The organism is Streptomyces viridosporus, assembly GCF_002078235.1.
GTDB classification, from domain to species: domain Bacteria; phylum Actinomycetota; class Actinomycetes; order Streptomycetales; family Streptomycetaceae; genus Streptomyces; species Streptomyces viridosporus.
Genome location: NZ_MSGP01000522.1, coordinates 1 through 17,420, shown reverse-complemented (window position 1 = coordinate 17,420; position 17,420 = coordinate 1). Strand labels below are relative to the sequence as shown.

Sequence of the window (17,420 nt, the reverse complement as noted above, 5' to 3'; positions counted from 1 at the left end):
GCGGCTCGTGTTCCACGGGTTGCGGACGGGCTCGGCGCCCTCGTACTCCGTGGTCGGGCTGAACCCGAATTCGGGCAGCCGGGTCTTGCCCAGCACCGTGACGCCGCTGCTCAGGAACTGCCGGGCGAACGGCGCGTGCCGCCGCGCGGCCCTCGGGGTGAAGGCCGTGCTGCCGTGGCCGGTGGGCAGGCCCAGGTAGTCGATGTTGTCCTTGACGAAGGTCGGCACCCCGGCGAAGGCGCCGGCCGTCCCCGCGGCGTGCACCGGGGCGTCGATGTGCACCTGGACCGCGTTGAGCCGCGCCTCGACCGCCCGTACCCGCTCGGCCGCGGCCCGGGCGGCCTCGGCGGCACCGATCTCCCCCCGTCGGATCGCCTCGGCGAGACCGACGGCGTCGTGTTCGCCCAGGGCGTCGTCCCGGAAGGCGTGCACCGTGGTCCGTTCCTCGAAAGTCGTCACCGCTACCCCAGCCCCGGCCGTGTGCATGGTCGTTCACCATCATTCCTTACCGGCGGGTAACAGGCGAGGGGGCCGGAGCCGCCCATCGGGATGACGTGCCCGCGGACGCCCCTCGGCCTCCTCCCTCCCCGCGGGCGAGCGAGTTCGGACGGCTCGCGCCACGGGGTCCCCGCACTGTCACCACCTCGGCAACACGGCTACCTCCCACCAAGGCCGCGCCCGGGTCGACCCGGCCCGCGGCGTGACGACCCCGCCGGCACCGCCGCCCGCGCACGGGCCGCGCGCACGCCGGCGGCGGATCCGCGGCACGGAGGGCGGAGGGCTCCTCGGACGTGCCGCGGCAGGAATGAAACGGCTCTCCCCCGAGAACGCGCGCGGTTCCCCCGTGCGCCGGCTTTCACACGCCCTTTCGTGTGTCGCGTACATGACGGAATTGTTGACAGAGGGTCAACTCTCTTGTTCTGTACATGATTTATGGGTGAGGCTTGCTCGCGGCCCGGGGCGGAACGCAACGCCCCGGGCCGGGGTGCGCGATCACGCGCGCCCACCCCCACAGACGCGTGCCCCACCCAGGCGCGCCGCCTAGAGGAGGATTCCCTCGTAATGGCACAACTGCGTAGCAAGAGAATGCGGTTCGCCGCGATCGCCGGTGTCGCGACGGCCGCCCTGGCCTGCGGACTCACCTCGGTCCCCGCCCAGGCCGCACCCGCCGAGGGCACGGTGCTCGCCGCCGGCTCCCCCACCGCGGTCAAGGACAGCTACATCGTGACGCTGAAGAAGGGCGCCGGGTTCAAGGCGTCCTCGACCGCGGGCAAGGACCTGGTCGAACGGTACGGCGGCAGCGTGAAGAAGACGTTCGGCAGCGCGCTGAACGGCTACACCGCCACCCTCTCCGCCACCGAGGCCAAGCGCCTGGCCGCCGACCCGGCGGTCGCCTCCGTCGAGCAGAACCAGCGGGTGAGCATCACCGCCACGCAGTCCAACGCGCCGTGGGGCCTGGACCGCATCGACCAGACCTCGCTCCCGCTGTCCCGCACCTACACCTACCCGGACAGCGCGGGCAGCGGTGTCACGGCCTATGTCATCGACACCGGCGTCCGCATCACGCACCAGCAGATCAGCGGCCGTGCCAGCTACGGTTACGACGCCGTGGACGGCGACACCGTCGCCTCCGACGGCAACGGCCACGGCACCCATGTGGCCACCACCATCGCCGGATCCACCTACGGGGTGGCCAAGAAGGCGAAGATCGTCGCCGTGCGGGTGCTGGACAACAACGGCTCCGGGACCACCGCCGGGGTCATCGCCGGCGTCGACTGGGTGACCAGGAACCACTCCGGCCCCTCGGTCGCCAACATGTCGCTCGGCGGCGGCGCGTCCACCACCCTGGACACCGCCGTGCGCAACTCCATCGCGAGCGGCGTCACCTACGCGGTCGCCGCGGGCAACAGCAACGCCAACGCCTCCTCCTCTTCCCCCGCCCGGGTGACCGAGGCCCTCACCGTGGGCGCCACGACCAGCACGGACGCCAGGGCGAGCTACTCCAACTACGGCTCGGTGCTGGACATCTTCGCCCCCGGCTCCTCGATCACGGCCGGCTGGCACACCGGTGACACCGCGACCAACACCATCTCCGGCACCTCGATGGCGGCCCCGCACGTCGCCGGAGCGGCAGCGGTCTACCTGGCCGGCCACACCTCCGCCACCCCGGCCCAGGTCGCCTCGGCCCTGGTGAGCGGTGCGACCACCGGCAAGGTGACCAACCCCGGCTCGGGTTCGCCGAACCGGCTGCTGAAGCTCGTGCCGTGACGTCCGGTTCCGCGGCCCGTCGGTGATCCTGTGATCGGCCGGTCCTGAACCGCGGTGCCCCGGAGGCCGGCCCGTCCGCCCGCCTCCGGGGCACCCGGCGTCCCGTGGCGGGACGCGCCCCGGTGAGACCTCCCGTGAAAGGCAGGATGACCATGCGTTCCCCCGAGTCCGTCCACGACCGCCGCCGCCTGCGCCAGTGGCTGGCCGGTGAGGCCCTCGCCGACGGGATCTCCCGGCGCGACATGCTCCGGCTCCTCGCGGCGGCCGGTCTCGCCGGTGCCGTTCCCGTGTCGCTCGGCGTCCCCGCCGCCGCGGCGACGGACGCCCGGGGCGCGACCGACGCGACCGACGCGACCGACGCGACCGGCGCGGCGGACGCGCCCGGCATCGTCAAACCGCTGCCCGACGCGTGGTTCACCGTCCGCGGCACCAACGCCGAGACCCGGTTCGCCTCCCTCGCCGGAACCGGTTACCACACGCCCAACGACCGCTTCTTCGTCCGCAACCACACGGCGACCCCCGTGCTCGCCGCCGACGACTGGTCGCTCACCGTCTGGGGCGACGGTCTCGCGCACGGCCGCCCCGTCGAGTTCACCCTGGACGACCTGAAGCGGCTCCCCTCCGTCACCCGCAGCGCGTTCGTCGAGTGCGCCGGCAACGGCCGCAGCCTCTTCGCCACCCAGCAGGGCCAAAGCGTCAGCGGCACCGCCTGGACGCTCGGAGCGATCGGCGCCGCCCGCTGGCGCGGCGTCCGCCTCGCCGACGTGCTCCGCCGCGCCGGCCTCGGCCACCGCGCCGTGGACGTCATGCCCCGCGGTCTCGACGCCGACTACGTCACCGCCGACGGCATCGACCTCGGCCGGGTCCGCCGGCCGCTGCCCCTGTCCAAGGCGCTGGACGACGTCCTGCTCGCCTACGAGATGAACGGCGAACCGCTGCCGCACGACCACGGGCACCCGGTGCGCGTGCTCGTGCCGTCCTGGATCGGCATCGCGTCCATCAAGTGGGTCGGCGACATCCAGGTGTCCGCGCGACCGCTGTACTCGCCCTGGAACACCGACTTCTACCGCCTGTTCGGCGACTCCCACCCGGCGGAGGGCGGTGCCCCGCTGACCCGTCAGACGATCAAGAGCGCCTGGGAGCTCGACCGGGACGCTGGCCTGCGGGCGGGCACCGTGCACCACCTGACCGGCCGGTCCTGGTCCGGGACGGGCGGTGTGGTCCGGGTCGAGGTCAGCACCGACGGCGGCGGCACCTGGCGCACGGCCGGGCTGCACGACGCGCCCCGGCGCCACGGCTGGGTCCGCTGGTCCACCCACTGGCGGCCGCCGGCGCCGGGCCCGTACACCCTGCTGGCCAGGGCGACGGACTCCGCCGGTCGCACCCAGCCGGACGCCACGGTCCACAACACCCAGGGCTACCTGTTCGACGCGGTCGTGCGGCACCCGGTGCGGGTCCTGTGACCCGCGCCGCCGTCAGGGGGCCGCTTCCTGCGCGTAGGCGCGGTGCCGGGCGTCGGTGAAGGTGTACGGGGGCCAGGGGCCCAGGAAGCGGATGCGGGCGGCGGGCTGACGGGCCCGCACCTCGCTCAGCACGGTGCCGACGGCGTCGATGTCCTCGTGCCGGACGAGCAGGGCGGCGGACAGGACGCCCGTCTCGTCGGCGGCGCGGTGGGCGGGCCCGCGGTCGCGGAAGTCCTCGGCGACGGACAGCAGGCGCTGCCGGATCTCGGCGTGCAGCGAGTCGGCGAGCCGTCCGGCCTCGTTCCGGGCCTGCTGCTCCCGCTGCTTGGCCAGCAGCCTCCGCATGCCGGGTGACCGGCCGTCGAGCCCGGCCTCCCGCGCGCCCTCCTCCGGGTCGCCGGCCGCGGCGGCCGTGCGGTCCACGGTGATCTCCACCCGCAGTTCGCACCGTCCGGCCAGTTCCTCGAGCTGCCCGGTGATCTCCGCTTCCTGCTCGGTGATCCAGTCCGTCAGGCGCCGTTCGGCGCTCCGGCCGGACTCCGCGTCGTCGGCGACCAGGACGTTGAAGGTCATCGGCAGGATGCTGCCGGTCCGTTCCCAGACGGCGGTGACCGCCCGGCTCTGCTCCGCCACCCAGCGGCGCACCTGCTCGTCGTCGCCCTGGAAGGGGGTCGGCGTGGCGTCGTGCACCAGCGCGGCGACGGTGGTGCCGGGGACGCCGACCAGCCGCAGCGGGCGGCCGTCGAGTCCGGTGACGCCGTCGGCGGCGCCCTGCCGGTCCGGGACCAGCGCGTACACGTACAACGCGGTGTGCTCGGTCATTCGCCTGCCTCCTCCGCCCAGCGCCGTGGGTTGATCAGCTTGTCCACGACGTCGTCGACCACCTCGTCCAGACCGCGGTGCAGATCGGCGACCGAGGAGACGATGCCGTGGTCCTCCTTGATCTGCTCCAGCGCCTCGTCCAGTTCCAGCAGGGCGTCCGCCAGGCGCTCGGCCTCCTCCGGGGTCAGGTCGCCGCCGTTCATGCGGCGCAGCGCCTGGCGGTCCAGCGCCTCCTGGATGACCTCCACCAGAGTGACCACCAGGGACAGCACTCCGTGTTTGAGGCTGTTCTCGTCGACGGTCAACGGCATGTCGGTTCCCCACCCTCCTGCTGCTGTGCTCGCTTCCTCGTCCGCCCGCTCATCCGGTCGCCGCCACGGGACGGGCCGGGCTCAACCGCTCCACCCAGGCAGCCGGATCGTCGGCGGCCAGCCGCACCTCGTCCCCCGCGGTGGTGCGCAGCGCGAGGACGCTGCCCTCCCCGGCGGGGCCGTGCCCGGGCAGGCGCCGCGCCCCGGCGATGTCCGCCGTGGGCAGCACGAGCGCCGGCCGGGAGTCCACCGGGGACTTCCAGGTCAGCCGGTCTGCGGTCAGCCGGGCCTGCCCGCCGCGCCACAACGGGCCCGACCGGCGCGGTTCCCGGTACCACAGGTGCCCCTCGGCGAGCGGTGGCTCCTCCTCGGCGGCGGCCCCGGGCGCGAGGGCGGGCGCGAGGCGGCCGGCGCGGGCCCGGGTGAGCAGGTCGTGCAGCGTCTCCGGTTCCCGGGCCGAGAGCACCTCCTGCCCGCCGTCGGCCACCGTCACCTTCAGGCGCAGGCGCTCCTCGCCGCCGACCGTCCGCTCCGGCTCCAGGCGCACGGCGCGCACGGCGGCGAGTTCGGTCTGCCACAGGATCTCCCGCGGTTCCTCGCGCAGGACGACGAGACGCTGGTCGGTGAGGTAGACGGTGCCGGGCCGCCAGCCGGTGTAGACGCCCTCCGTCAGCAGGTGGCCGCCGCTCGTCCGGTGGACGACGCCCTCCCCCTCCCTGAGGTCGAGGGCGCGGCGGGCGGCGGACCGCTCGGCCCAGGCGCGGGTGGCGTCGTCCCAGTGGCGCATCATTCCGTACTCCAGCATCGTCTCCATCCCGGCGACGGCCGCCCGGATCGAGACTCCGATCAGCGGGATGTCGGCCACGGCGACGATGAGGTCCAGGTGCAGGACCGCGCCCTTGTTCAGCAGGACCTCCACCAGGTCGTCCAGGGTCACCCGTGGGTCCCGCGTGGGCCGCATCGGGGACCGGTCAGCCGTCACGCCGCTGTGCCTCCCGCTCGGCCGGGGACGGTGCGGACGCCCCGTCGGCCCCGTCCCCCTCGACGGCGGCGGTGCCGTCCCGGCCCGCGGTCACGGCCGCGGGGGCGTGCTCGGCGCCGTCCCGGGAAAGTGCCTGGGCGCTGCGCCATCCGCACCAGGGACACCACTGGTTCAGCAGTTGCTCGACGGGAGCGCGCTTGCCGCACGCCGGGCAGGTCTCCTTCTCCTCCCGGGTCTCACGCCACGCGGCGGTCTCCGTGTCCGTGCCGGAGGGGAACTCCAGGCCGTAACGGGCAGCCGTCTCGAACGAGGCCAGCGCCGCGCGCAGCCGGATGCCCAGCAGTTCCACCCCGGCCACCGAGACCATGATGTCGGCGTTCAGCACGAGGCCTTTGTCCAGCAGGGTCTCGACCACGTGCGCCAGGCTGCCCTCGCCGTCCCGCCTGGGCTGCATCGGGGTCACGCCCGCACCCGGCACCGTGCGGGCGGACGGGTCGCGCGGGGGGACCGCCGGGGGGAACCCGCTGTCGCTCGGCGTGATCCTTTCGGGATAGCTGCTCATTCCAGCCGTTTAACCGTTCTTCCGTCACTCACACACCCACCGGACGGCCGACGGCGCGGCGGGGTGCCCGCCGGGCGCGCGCCGCCCGGCGGAACGTGCCGGCCCCGCTAGGAGAGCACCTCGTCCATGGACTCCTCCCGCCAGCGGCGCAGGAGCTCGTGGAAGGCGACGGCGCCGTGCGGGTAGGCGGTCGGGCCGCCCGGGCGGCCGCGCCCCTCGCGGTTGTAGTAGCCGGGAGTGCACTCGGCGTGGAACCGCTCGTGGTCGGGCGCGCCTTCCGCCATGGCGGCGATCCAGGCGTCCTCGGCCTCGCGGGACGGTTCGACGAGGGCGCCCCCGGCCTCGGCGGCCGCGACGAGGGCGGCGGCGTGCACGGCCTGCTCGTCCAGGATGTGCGTGAAGTTGACGCTGCTGGCGTTCTGCAGGGAACCCATCTGGATCAGGTTCGGGAAGCCGTTGCTGGTGAAGCCGTGCAGGGTGCGGATGCCGTGCCGCGCCCACGCCTCGAGCAACGGGGTTCCTCCCCGGCCGCGGACGGGGAGCCGGCCGGAGTGGATGCCGGAGACGCCGACGGAGAACCCGGTGGCGAAGATCAGGCAGTCGAGTGCGTACTCGGTGCCGCCGACCACGACGCCGTGCGCGGTGACGCGTTCGATGCCGTGGGTGTCCGCGGTGTCGACCAGGGTGACGTTGCTCCGGTTGAACGCCGGGTAGTACGTGTCGGAGAAGGTCGGGCGCTTGCAGGCGTACCGGTACCAGGGCTTGAGCGCCTCCGCCGTCGCCGGGTCCGCGACCTCCCGTTCGACGCGGGCCCGCACCTCGTTCATCTTGGCGGCGTCGGCGGCCTCGTAGGCGACTTCGAACGCCTCCCGGTCCTCGGGGCGGCGAAAGCTCGGCAGCAGCTTCTCCAGGAGGCCCGCCGACGACGTCCACCCGTCCGCCACGAGGTCCTCGTCGTGGTCCTCGCCCGAGACGATGCGCAGGAAGTTCTCGCGGCGGGCGCGGGCCCAGCCCTCGCGGTCCGCGCCCACGTCGCCGGCCGTGGTGCGGCGGTTGGCCCGCACGTCCACCGTGGAGGGGGTGCGCTGGAAGACGAAGACGTGTCCGGCGTCCTCGGCCAGCATCGGGATGACCTGCACGCCCGTGGCGCCGGTGCCGACGACGCCCACGCGCCTGTCCGCGAGCCCGGTCAGGCCGCCGTCCGGGCCGCCTCCGGTGTAGGCGTAGTCCCACCGGGACGTGTGGAAGGTGTGCCCCTCGAAGTCCTGGATGCCGGGTATCCCCGGCAGTTTCGGCTCCGTCATGGTGCCGGTGGCGGTGATGACGTACGTCGCCCGGAAGGCGTCGCCCCGGTCGGTGGCCACGATCCAGGTGCGGGAGTCCTCCTCCCAGGTCAGCGCGGTGACGGTGGTGGAGAACAGGGCGTCCGCACCGAGGTCGAACTTCTGCGCGATCCGTACCGCGTGCTGCCGGATCTCCTCGCCCGGGGAGTACTTCCACTCCGGCACGTATCCGGTCTCGTCGAGCATCGGCAGGTACACGTGGGACTCGACGTCGCAGTGGATGCCCGGGTACCGGTTCCAGTACCACGTGCCGCCGAAGTCGCCGCCCTTGTCGATGACGCGGACGCGCCGCACGCCCTGCCGGCGCAACCGCGCCCCGGCGAGGATGCCGCCGAACCCGGCGCCGACGACGGCGACGTCGACGGTGTCGCGCAGCGGCTCGCGCCCGGCCGGCTCCCCGACGTACGGGTCGGCGGCGTAGAAGCCGAACTCGGCTTCGGCGCCGAAGTACTGACGCGGGCCGTCGGGCCGCACGCGCCGCTCACGCTCACGGCGGTAGCGCCGGCGCAGCGCGGCGAGCTCGTCGGGGGTCGGCGCCTGAGGGGTCGTCATGTGGGGGGACCTCGCTTGTCTCCGTCTGCTGTCAGGGGCCGTCCGGTTCCCGAACTGCCTTGGAACCGGACGGCCTTGAGGAACCGTAGCAACAACCGGACAGTGCTGTCCGGTTAGAGTGCGGGGGCACGACGACCTTCGGACAGGAAGAGTGACCCCCCATGCGACGACTCCGGAACCGATCCCTTGCCGTGCTCGCCACGCTCGGCGCGCTGACCCTGACCGGGTGCGGTACCGACACCCACGCGCCCGGCGACGGGGCGGCGTCCACCGGCTCGGGCCGGACCGTCACCGCCCACCGGCTCATGCGGCTGACCACGGTCCACCAGGAGACCGGAATGACCCTGCTGGAGGGTCCGGTCTTCGGCGAGGACGGCAGGCTGGTCGTCGTCGACGTCACCGCGCCCGCCGGCAAGCCGAAGGTGATGAGCGTCGACGTCCGCGGGAGGACGGCGCGGAAGGTCTTCACCGACAGCCGGGGCGCCTACACCTCCGCCCAGTTCAGCCCGTACGACGGACGGCTCTACCTGTCCGACTTCGCCCACGGCGAGATCGTCTCCCTGGCCCCCGACGGCAGCGACCGGCGCACCTTCTTCACCGGCGAGGTCGACGGCGCCCGGATGCGGCCCGACGACATCGCCTTCGACCGGGACGGCAACCTGTACGTCAGCGACTCCCTCGGCCTGTCCGAGGGGGAGGCGCGCGGACGTGTGGTGCGCATCGACCGCGACGGCCGGAGGGCCACCGTCCTGGCCGACGGTCTCGCCGCGACGAACGGCATCTCGTTCGACGTGGACTACCGGGGGCTGTGGTTCAGTGAACTGACGGAGAACCGGATCTCCTACCTTCCCGTCGACGAGCGGGCCGGAATGACCGGCCGGCACACCGCCGTCCGCGTCGACGGCGGCATCGCCCGGACCGACTCGATCGCCGTGGACGCGGACGGCAACCTCTACCAGGGCCTGCACGGCCGGCCCGCGATGGCCGTGTACGACCGGTACGGCGAACGGCTCGCGACGGTGGAGGTCCCGGCCCGCGCCGAAGGACTGGAGTCGGCGACCAACGTGGCGATCACGCCCGGCGGGACCAAGGCGTACATGACCGTCAGCGGACCCGCCGGCGGGTACCTGTACACCTTCGACGCACTCGCGGAGGGCGTACGGCAGTCCAACGGCGGCTGACGCCCCCGGTCCTCATCCCTCGAAGGGCCGCACCGGTCCCACCGTGACGCCGAGCAACCGCCAGGCCGCCAGCGCCCGGTGGGCGCGCTCCTGGTGCGTGGGGCCGGTGACGGCCCCGGAGACCATGGCGACGGCGAGCATGAGGTCGTCCGGCGCGTCCGGCGCGCCCAGGCGGTGGTCCTCCGGCAGGCACCCGCGCAGGGCGCGTTCGACCCGTTCGGACAGCTCCCGGGCGAACGCGTGGGCGGGGAGGCGACCGCTCGCCCCGTCGGCGTGCAGGAGGCCGATGAAGGCCGCCGACTGCGTCAGGTGCCAGGTCAGCACTCCCAGCACCCCGGCGGGGGTCGCCCCTTCGGCGGCGGCCGCCTGCTCGATCTGGCGCACGTTCTCCTCCAGGACCGCGGCCGCGATGGCCTCCCGGTCGGGGAAGTGCCGGTACAGCACGCCCTGTCCGACCCCGGCCCTGCGCGCGATCCTGGACAGCGGAACGTCCAGGCCGTGCACCGCGTAGATCTCCCGGGCGGCGGTGACCAGAGCGGCCCGGTTGCCGGCGGCGGCCTTCGGCCCCCGGTTCGCGGGCCTCCGCTCAACCGACATGGGGTGCTGGGTCATCCGGACAGGGTAACGGGCGGCCGGCGGGGGCCCGGGGCCCGGTCCTCGGCGCCGGGCGCCCGGTGCGGGCCGCCGCCCCGATGCGGGACCTACCCGACCCCCTCCGCGGCGACGGCGAGTGCCCGGCGCAGGGTCGCCTCCAGCTCGGCTTCCGCCGCCGCGCTCCCGTCCTGCGCGTGCTCGCCGCGCCAGGCGTAGTGCTCGACCGCCGCGCGCAGGGCCGCGTTGAACATCGCCGCGCGGATCGTCACGCCCAGGTCGTCGGCCGGCCGTCCGGCCCGCTCGGCCAGGGCGCGGGCGAACGCGGGCTCGGCCTCGTCATAGGTCTGGAGCCAGACGGCGCGCAGCCCCGGCTCGGTCCGGGTGAGCCGGACCAGGGCGCCGACGGTGGCCCGGTCGGGGCCGCCGGCGATGCCGGGCCCCGCTCCCAGCCACCGGTCCAGGGCCTGTTCCAGGGGCTGCCCGGGCGGCCACTCCCGCAGGAAGGCGGTGATCGTGTCGATGCCCTCGGAGAACAGCGGCGTCACGCAGCTCTCCTTGCTCGGGAAGTAGCGCCACACGGTGCGCGCCGACAGGCCGACGGCCCGGCCGATCTGCTCGCCGGTCGTGGCGGCGACGCCCCGGGTGACGAACAGGTGCACCGCGGCCCGGGCGATCTCCCGCCGGATCTCGGTCCTGCGCTCCTCGGTCAGGGGCGGTCGTCCCGTGCGGCCACGGGGTGCGGTCATCGGTCCCTCCGGCTCCGTTGATCGTGTGATCGAGCTCTCGGAGTCTTCCACCACGACTTTATGTCACTCAGAGACAGTAAGTCGTACGGTGGGGGCGCCAGCGGCGGGCGACCGACACCCGCGCGACGACGAACAGGAGAGCTTCATGGCCGGCGCATTCGAGGGACGCGGCGTCATCGTCACCGGGGCCGGGTCGGGGATAGGCCGCGCCGCCGCCGTGGCCTTCGCCGCCGAGGGCGCCCGGGTCCTGGTGGCGGACCTCGACGCCGAGGGCGCCGCGTCGACGGTCGGAGCCGTCGAGGAGTCCGGCGGCACGGCGGTCGCCGTCGTCGGCGACCTCGGCGACCGGGCCGTCGTGGACCGGGTGGCGCGGACCGCCGTGGAGCGCTTCGGCGGTGTGGACGTCCTGGTGAACAACGCCGGGATCATGGACGGGATGACGGCGCTGGCGGACGTGACCGACGCGGAGTGGGAGCGTGTCCTGCGGGTCAATCTGACCGCGCCCTTCCTGCTCACCCGCGCCGTGCTGCCGCACATGCTGGCGGCCGGCGGGGGCGTCGTCGTCAACACCGCCTCCGAGGCCGGCCTGCGGGGCAGCGCGGCGGGCGCCGCCTACACGGCCTCGAAGCACGGCGTGGTGGGACTGACCAAGAACCTCGCGGTGATGTACCGCAAGCAGGGCATCCGCGCGAACGCCATCGCCCCGGGGGGCACCGCCACCGGCATCGCCGTGAACGCCGACCCGGCCGCCCACGGCCCCGCGGCCCTCGGCCCCCACTTCGTCAACCTCGGCCGCCTGGCCCGGCCCGAGGAACAGGCCGCGGCCATCCTGTTCCTCGCCTCGGACGCGGCGAGCAACATCAACGGCGCGATCCTGCCGGTGGACGACGGCTGGGCGGCGGTGTGACGCCGCGCCGGGTGCGCCCCGGCTTCCTCGGCCGGCGCCCCACCGGTCCCCGTGGTGCCCCACCGAGGTGACGACCGCCCCGGGCAGCGCGTCGGCCCGGCCCTCACGGGCCCGGGTCCCTCCCCCTCGGCTCGGGACCGCGGCGGGCGCGGGGGCGGTCAGCGCGGGCGTGTGACGAAGACCTGCCGGTCACTGGCGGTGGACGACTCCCCCAGCAGGTCCCGCGGCACCGCGTCGTACGCCACCGCGCGGCCGTGCGCGTCGAGGGTCGGGCCGGACGCCGGCCTCTGGTTGGCGGTGCCGTCGGGCCGGGCGGTGACCATGTCCGTGCGGCCGGTGCGCAGGTCCAGCAGGTAGATCACCTGGAGCGGGCCGCGGGGCTCCCTCTCCTCGGCCGCCACGAAGGCGATGTGCCGGCCGTCCGCGCTCAGGCGGCCGGTGTGCGTGGCGAACTGCGGCTCAGGGCCCAGGACGTGGCGCAGCGTTCCGCTCCGGAGGTCCTTGAGGAAGACGTCACCGGTGTCGTTGGTGCCCCTGGGCCGCAGGGTGCGGCACTTGAGGCGGAAGACGACGTGGCGGCCGTCCGGGCCCATCACCGGGTCACCGACGCCCTGTTCGGCCGGGTCGTCCACGCACTCGGGGTCGACCCGTACCCGCTCGTCCGTGCGGCGGTCGAGTGCGTAGACGTGCGCCTCGCGGTCCTCGGGGGCGTCCGCCCCGGGGTCCGACGCCAGGTAGGCGACGTGCCGGCCGTCATGGCTCAAAGACGGTCTCGCGACCCGTTGCTCCTCGCCGGCCAAGGGGTCGTCGAGCCACTCGCCGGTGCCCCGCCGGAGGTCGCGCAGACGGATGAGGGAGCGCTCTGCCGCGTCCTCCGTAGGCCGGGCCGTGAAGGTGACGTACCTTCCGTTCCCGCTGATGAGCGGCGCGTTCGCGTTGCTGAACCGGGCGTGGACGTCGTCGCTGACCGGTTCGGTGCGGCCCGTGCGCACGTCGTGCACATAGGCCCGGGTCCCGTCCAGCGTCGGGAAGGCCACCCGCGTGCCGTCGGCGCTGAGGGACGGGGCGGTGTACGGCGCCCCCTTGTCCATGCCGTCGGTCAGGTCGCTGGCCCAGTGCACCCGCCCGGTCCGCAGGTCCTTCACGTAGACGTCGTGGACGTCGTCGGTGTCGCCCGGCGCCAGGTTCGAGGCGCGTGACCAGAAGGCCACGTAGCGCCCGTTGGCGCTGATCGCGGCGTACCGGCTCTGCTCGTTCCCCAGCACGTCGTCGGACGTGACGTTCGCGTATTCCGTGCCCGGCTTCAGTTCCAACGCCCCCGCGGGCGTCGTCTGCACGGCCGCGCACGCCGTCGCCACAGCGGCGACGGCGGCCGCTCTCCACCCAAGACGCATGCTTCCCCCCGGTCGACACGTCTTCCCCGCCCCGCGGCCGGGGCTCGTCCCCATGCAACCGGCTCGCAGATGCGCGGTCAATGCGTTCATCTCCGTACAACCCGCGGGCCCGACCGGTTGTCCGCGCCCGCGCGTCCGGGAGGGGATCGGCCCGAGGACCGGCCCGGGACCGCCCGCGACAAGGCGTCCGGCCGCCTCGCGGCGGGGCCCGCTTGACCTTGACACCGTGACAAGGTCTTCACTGCGGCCGAGGAGGTGGTCCCGATGACCCTGCCGGAAGAGGACACGAACACGCTGCGGGCTCCGCGGGGGCTGGAGAGCAGCAGTTCGTCGGTGCGACTGCGGACGGCGATGAGGATCGGCACGACGCCGGACCCCCGGTTCGTCGACGGACTCGTCGAACGCTGCGCGATCGAGCCCGACTTCTCCGTGCGTGAGATGCTCACCTGGGCACTGACCCGTCACCCGTCGTCGACGACGGTCCCCCGGCTCGTCGACGCACTCCGCTCGGAGCGTGCGCAGGCGCGGAGCCAGGCGTTGCACACGCTGTCCAAGATCGGGGACCGGCGGGCGTGGCCGGCGGTCACCCGGGCGCTCCTGACCGATGCCGACGACGAGGTGGCGCGGAGCGCCTGGCGGGCGGCGGTCGCCCTCGTGCCCGAGGGGGAGGAGCCCGGGCTGGCCGGGGTGCTGGCGACACAGCTCGGGCGCGGCGGGCGTGAGACGCGGCTGAGCCTCAGCCGGGCGCTGGTCGCGCTCGGCGAGGTGGTCGTGCCGGTCCTGCGGGGCGCGACGGCGGATCCCGACCCCCGTGTACGGGAGCACGCGATCGCCACGGAACGGCTGCTGCGGGACCCGGACGCCGCGTTCGGGTTCGCGATCGAGGAGGCGAAGCGCATCGTGGCCCTCGGCACGAACGGCCAGGAGGAGTGAGGGACCGTGTTGATCGGTGAGGTGGCACGACGGTCCGGGGTCAGCGCCCGCATGCTCAGGCACTACGACTCGCTCGGCCTGGTGCGGCCGACGGGGCGTTCCGGGGCCGGCTACCGGGAGTACTCCGACGAGGACATCCGGCGCATCTTCCATGTCGAGAGCCTGCGGGCGCTGGGGCTGTCGCTGCGGGACGTCGGGCGCGCGCTGGACGATCCCGGCTTCGCGCCCTCGGAGCTGGTCGACGACCTCGTCCGCCGGACCCGGGAGCGCATCGCGCGGGAGACGGAGCTGCTCACGCGGCTCCGCCGGATCGGTGCCGCGGAACCCGCCGACTGGAAGGACGTCCTCCGGACCGTTGCGCTCCTCCAGGCCCTGGGGTCGGAGAACGCCGGCCGGCGCCAGCGCGCGGCCCTGTCCTCGGTGGTGGAAGGACCGGTGCCCGTGGAAGCGCTGGTCGAGGCGGTGCTGAGCGAGACGGACCCGAACGTCGCCGGAGCCCTCCGGTGGGCTCTGGCGCAGTCGGACGGCGGCGGACGGGCGCTGCTGGCGGAGGGCCTCGGCTCACCGGTGGCCGAGGTGCGCGCGCGTGCCGTCCGGGCCATCGCCGAGTTCCCGGACGACGGGGCGACCGCACTGCTGCGGGGCGCCCTCGCCGACTCCGACCTCGTGGTCCGCCGGCGTGCGGCCCTGGTGCTGGGGGCACGCGGAGTGGCCGAGGCGGTCCCGACCCTCATCGACATGATCGTCGAGGAGGCGAACGACGTCGACGCGGCCGACGCGCTGAGCACGCTGGCGAGTGATCCCGCCCGGGCGGACCGGATCGCCGCCGGGCTCGTCGACCGCCTCGCCCACGGCACCGCCGAGGCGTCCGCACGCCGACGGCTGACCCAGGCGCTCGCCGACGTCCCGGGGGCCGCGGCGTCACGCGCCCTCGCCGACCTGGCGCACGACGAGGACCGCGCCGTCGCGCTCACCGCGGCCTACGTCCTCGAGCTGCGCGAGGCACGCTGACGGTTCCTTCCCGGACGTCGGGCCCACGCCTCCGCGGACGGGCGTGCGGGCCGCCCGCGCACGGGCTGCCGTCCCGGTCGCGGGCGGCGTCGTCGGGGTTCACCGGTGCCCCGTCGGCCCCGCCTCCGTGTCGAAGGCCACGAAGCGCAGTTCCGAGGTGTACCGGCGTCCCTCGTCGTCGCGGAGCCAGGTCTGCTCCGGCGTGGGCAGCATCTCCGTGACGGTGACCGTGCCCCGCGGGTCCCTGCGGGCCAGCCGGCGCAGCGTCTTGGCGAGGATCGTGACGTACACGGGGCTGTCGAAGTCGACGTAGAACGGCCGGGGTTCGGCCGGGGAGACGACGAAGACGTAGCGGGGCAGGCCGAGTCGGGCGCGCCACCGCCGGGCGCGGACGAAACGGCGGGCCTCGTCCTTGTCGTCGGCGAACCCGGCTTCCGACGCGGGCAGTCGCCAGGTCTCCCGGGCCACCACCAGCCGGTCGACGGTGACGCGCGGTGTGTGGCCCTCCTGGGGCAGGAGCCGGAAGAGGTCCATCGACAGGGTGGTCAGGACGTGCGAGAAGACGTCCGTCACCGGGAACCGCGCCCCGTCCGGAAGCCGGACGACGAGGTCGCCGTCGTGCTGCTCGACGACGGCGTCGGCGCTGTGCACGGCCCGGGGGCGGGCGGGGTCCGCGGTGAAGTCGGTCAGGGCGACCTGGTAGTCCTGGGGCCGCAGCAGCGTCTGCCGGACCCGGGCGGACAGGCGGGCGCGGTGCTCCTTGGGGATCAGCGGCAGCAGGCGCGGTCCGGGGTGGTCCCGGTCTGTGAGCCGGACCAGTTCGCCGGCGTCCGGGTGCTGGTGGGTGAAGAGGGAGGCGCCCAGCGTGTTGGCGGCCAGGTGGAGTTCCCCGAGGACGAGGGTGAAGTCGCCGCGGGCCACCGCCTCGGGGCCGTCGGCGGCGACCATGACGTCCGGGCTCAGGTAGCGGGCCGCCGTCCAGCCGCCGGAGCCGGTGAAGGCCTCCCGCACCGCCGCCTCGATGTCCGCGGAACGGACGGCCACGCGGCGGGCGTCCGCGGGGACCGCGAGGATCCGCCGCCAGGTGGCGGCGAACTCCTCCTGGAGCTCGTCGGCGGTGGCCCGCGCGGTCCCGTGCAGCACCGGCAGGCACGCGAACCAGAAGGAGGCCAGGTCGACCGGCCCCTCGGCGGCGAGGCGTTCGTACACCGCGCGCGTCCCGGTCCGGACGGCGGCGGCGAGCCGCGAGGTGAGCCAGCCGGCGCTGTCCATCAGCAGTCGCAGCGGGCGCAGCGCCTCCAGCACCTCGGGACCGAGGCGGGCCGTCGCGGAGCGGCGGGAGTCGGAGTACACCAGCGCCCGGCACGGCGCGGTCGACGCGGACTTCTCCCGTACGGCGGCGGTGTCGGTCAGCTCGGTGAAGTCCCGCTCCAGGCCGGTCAGCGCGCCGACCAGCGCGTCCACGTCGCGGGCGGCCGCCACCGCCGCGCGGCCCTCCTCCAGCCGGTCCAGCGCGGCGAGCCCCCGCCGGCGCGGTTCCGGCGCGCCGACGGTCTCCAGCCAGGCCCGCAGGTCCCGGTCGGGGTGGGTGCCCGCGGGCACGTCCAGGCGCCACACCACCCAGCGGCGGGCGACCAGGTCGGCGAGAACGGCGGGCACGTCGTGGTCCGGGAGCGCGGCGGCGATCGCCCGCGCCGGGCGGACGCCGTCGCAGAGGGCGAGGACGGCCGCGGCCCCGGCACCGACCGTCACCGGACGCCTGCCGGGCACGCGGACCCGGTCGCCGTCCACCGTGACGAAGGGCACCCGGCGGGGGGCGACCCACTCCCGCAGGCCGGGGTCGGCGTCCAGTGTCCTGGCCAGCGCGTCGATGCCCCAGCTCGCCCAGTAGACGGTGGACCCGGCGATCAGCCCGGAGCCGGTGTCGACGGTGACGGCGTGCGGCGCGGCCAGGTCCCAGCGGCCCCAGCCGACGGGGCCGAAGAAGCCGATGGTGTCGTTCTTCACGCAGAACCGCTGCCAGTAGTGGGCGATCAGTTCCTCCCGCTGGCGGGGCATGCTGCTGCGCTTGTCCACGCCCGGCGTCCAGCGCAGGAACGGGGCGATGCCGGAGGTGAGCACCGGGCGGTTCTGCCAGGCCACCGCCTCCCGGAAGGACGGCGCGCGGGCGATGTCCTGGAGGGTGTGCGCGGTCTCCACGGCGGCGTCGGCGAAGAGGCGGGCGAAGTCCGCCCAGTCGGCGCCGTCGAGGGGGGCGTCCGCGTCGAACTTGTCGGCGGCCTCGGCCAGTCCGGGCGGGGCCAGGCGCAGCACGCCGTCGGCGGGGAAGCCCGGGCCGCGCAGGGCGAACT

At 74.5% G+C, this 17,420-nt stretch carries 16 protein-coding genes; 6 read left to right on the top strand and 10 right to left on the bottom strand.

The genetic code is table 11. From position 1 onward, the window contains the following. Positions 1-459 (bottom strand): amidase family protein (locus tag B7L92_RS31250; RefSeq protein WP_255311224.1); only part of this gene is annotated, 459 nt, incomplete at its 3' end. Positions 460-1,062: 603 nt separating this feature from the next. Here B7L92_RS31250 and B7L92_RS31245 point away from each other — a divergent pair. After that, a complete protein-coding gene (locus B7L92_RS31245) occupies positions 1,063-2,268 on the top strand; it encodes a S8 family peptidase (protein WP_081240691.1) in 1,206 nt (401 codons plus the stop codon). A gap of 152 nt (positions 2,269-2,420) precedes the next feature. Continuing rightward, positions 2,421-3,731 (top strand): sulfite oxidase, encoded by a 1,311-nt coding sequence (locus B7L92_RS31240; RefSeq protein ID WP_107501655.1) that lies wholly within the window; start codon positions 2,421-2,423, stop codon positions 3,729-3,731. A gap of 12 nt (positions 3,732-3,743) precedes the next feature. On the opposite strand, the gene B7L92_RS31235 is transcribed toward B7L92_RS31240, so the two are convergent. From B7L92_RS31235 to B7L92_RS31215, 5 genes are all read right to left on the bottom strand, one after another. Continuing rightward, positions 3,744-4,553 carry a GvpL/GvpF family gas vesicle protein gene (locus B7L92_RS31235; RefSeq protein WP_081240689.1) on the bottom strand — a complete coding sequence of 270 codons (810 nt, stop codon included), beginning with the start codon at positions 4,551-4,553 and terminating at the stop codon, positions 3,744-3,746. Next, positions 4,550-4,864, bottom strand: coding sequence for a gas vesicle protein K (locus B7L92_RS31230; protein ID WP_004991594.1), 315 nt, complete (start codon positions 4,862-4,864; stop codon positions 4,550-4,552). Before B7L92_RS31230 ends, B7L92_RS31235 begins: the two co-directional genes overlap by 4 nt. Before the next feature lie 49 nt (positions 4,865-4,913). Further along, positions 4,914-5,801: a gas vesicle protein gene (locus B7L92_RS31225; RefSeq protein WP_255311223.1), complete on the bottom strand. Its 888-nt coding sequence runs from the start codon at positions 5,799-5,801 to the stop codon at positions 4,914-4,916. 34 nt (positions 5,802-5,835) lie between these two features. Continuing rightward, positions 5,836-6,408, bottom strand: a complete 573-nt coding sequence (locus tag B7L92_RS43560) for a gas vesicle protein (protein ID WP_218030483.1) — start codon at positions 6,406-6,408, stop codon at positions 5,836-5,838. A 107-nt stretch (positions 6,409-6,515) separates the two neighbouring features. Continuing rightward, complete coding sequence (locus B7L92_RS31215; protein ID WP_081240687.1) at positions 6,516-8,303, bottom strand: flavin-containing monooxygenase; 1,788 nt, start codon at positions 8,301-8,303, stop codon at positions 6,516-6,518. Between the two features lie 161 nt (positions 8,304-8,464). Between B7L92_RS31215 and B7L92_RS31210 the strand changes: the two genes are divergently transcribed. After that, positions 8,465-9,484, top strand: a complete 1,020-nt coding sequence (locus tag B7L92_RS31210; protein WP_081240686.1) for an SMP-30/gluconolactonase/LRE family protein — start codon at positions 8,465-8,467, stop codon at positions 9,482-9,484. A gap of 12 nt (positions 9,485-9,496) precedes the next feature. Here the strand turns inward: B7L92_RS31210 and B7L92_RS31205 are convergent, their stop codons facing one another. Together B7L92_RS31205 and B7L92_RS31200 are read right to left on the bottom strand one after the other, a co-directional pair. Then, a complete protein-coding gene (locus tag B7L92_RS31205) occupies positions 9,497-10,096 on the bottom strand; it encodes a TetR/AcrR family transcriptional regulator (RefSeq protein WP_081240685.1) in 600 nt (199 codons plus the stop codon). 89 nt (positions 10,097-10,185) lie between these two features. After that, a complete protein-coding gene (locus B7L92_RS31200; protein ID WP_081240684.1) occupies positions 10,186-10,824 on the bottom strand; it encodes a TetR/AcrR family transcriptional regulator in 639 nt (212 codons plus the stop codon). 145 nt (positions 10,825-10,969) lie between these two features. Here B7L92_RS31200 and B7L92_RS31195 point away from each other — a divergent pair, with 145 nt between their 5' ends. Continuing rightward, entirely contained in the window at positions 10,970-11,731 is a 762-nt protein-coding gene (locus tag B7L92_RS31195) for an SDR family NAD(P)-dependent oxidoreductase (protein ID WP_081240683.1), read from the top strand. A gap of 158 nt (positions 11,732-11,889) precedes the next feature. Here B7L92_RS31195 and B7L92_RS31190 read toward each other — a convergent pair whose 3' ends face one another. Continuing rightward, a complete protein-coding gene (locus B7L92_RS31190) occupies positions 11,890-13,125 on the bottom strand; it encodes a TolB family protein (protein WP_255311222.1) in 1,236 nt (411 codons plus the stop codon). A 264-nt stretch (positions 13,126-13,389) separates the two neighbouring features. On the opposite strand from B7L92_RS31190, the gene B7L92_RS31185 reads away from it, so the two are divergent. Both B7L92_RS31185 and B7L92_RS31180 read left to right on the top strand, forming a co-directional pair. Continuing rightward, positions 13,390-14,058: a HEAT repeat domain-containing protein gene (locus B7L92_RS31185; RefSeq protein ID WP_081240682.1), complete on the top strand. Its 669-nt coding sequence runs from the start codon at positions 13,390-13,392 to the stop codon at positions 14,056-14,058. Between the two features lie 6 nt (positions 14,059-14,064). Then, entirely contained in the window at positions 14,065-15,069 is a 1,005-nt protein-coding gene (locus B7L92_RS31180) for a MerR family transcriptional regulator (RefSeq protein WP_081240681.1), read from the top strand. A gap of 99 nt (positions 15,070-15,168) precedes the next feature. Here B7L92_RS31180 and B7L92_RS31175 read toward each other — a convergent pair. Beyond that, positions 15,169-17,420: lantibiotic dehydratase (locus B7L92_RS31175; protein ID WP_255311221.1), on the bottom strand; the 2,252-nt coding region annotated here is incomplete at its 5' end.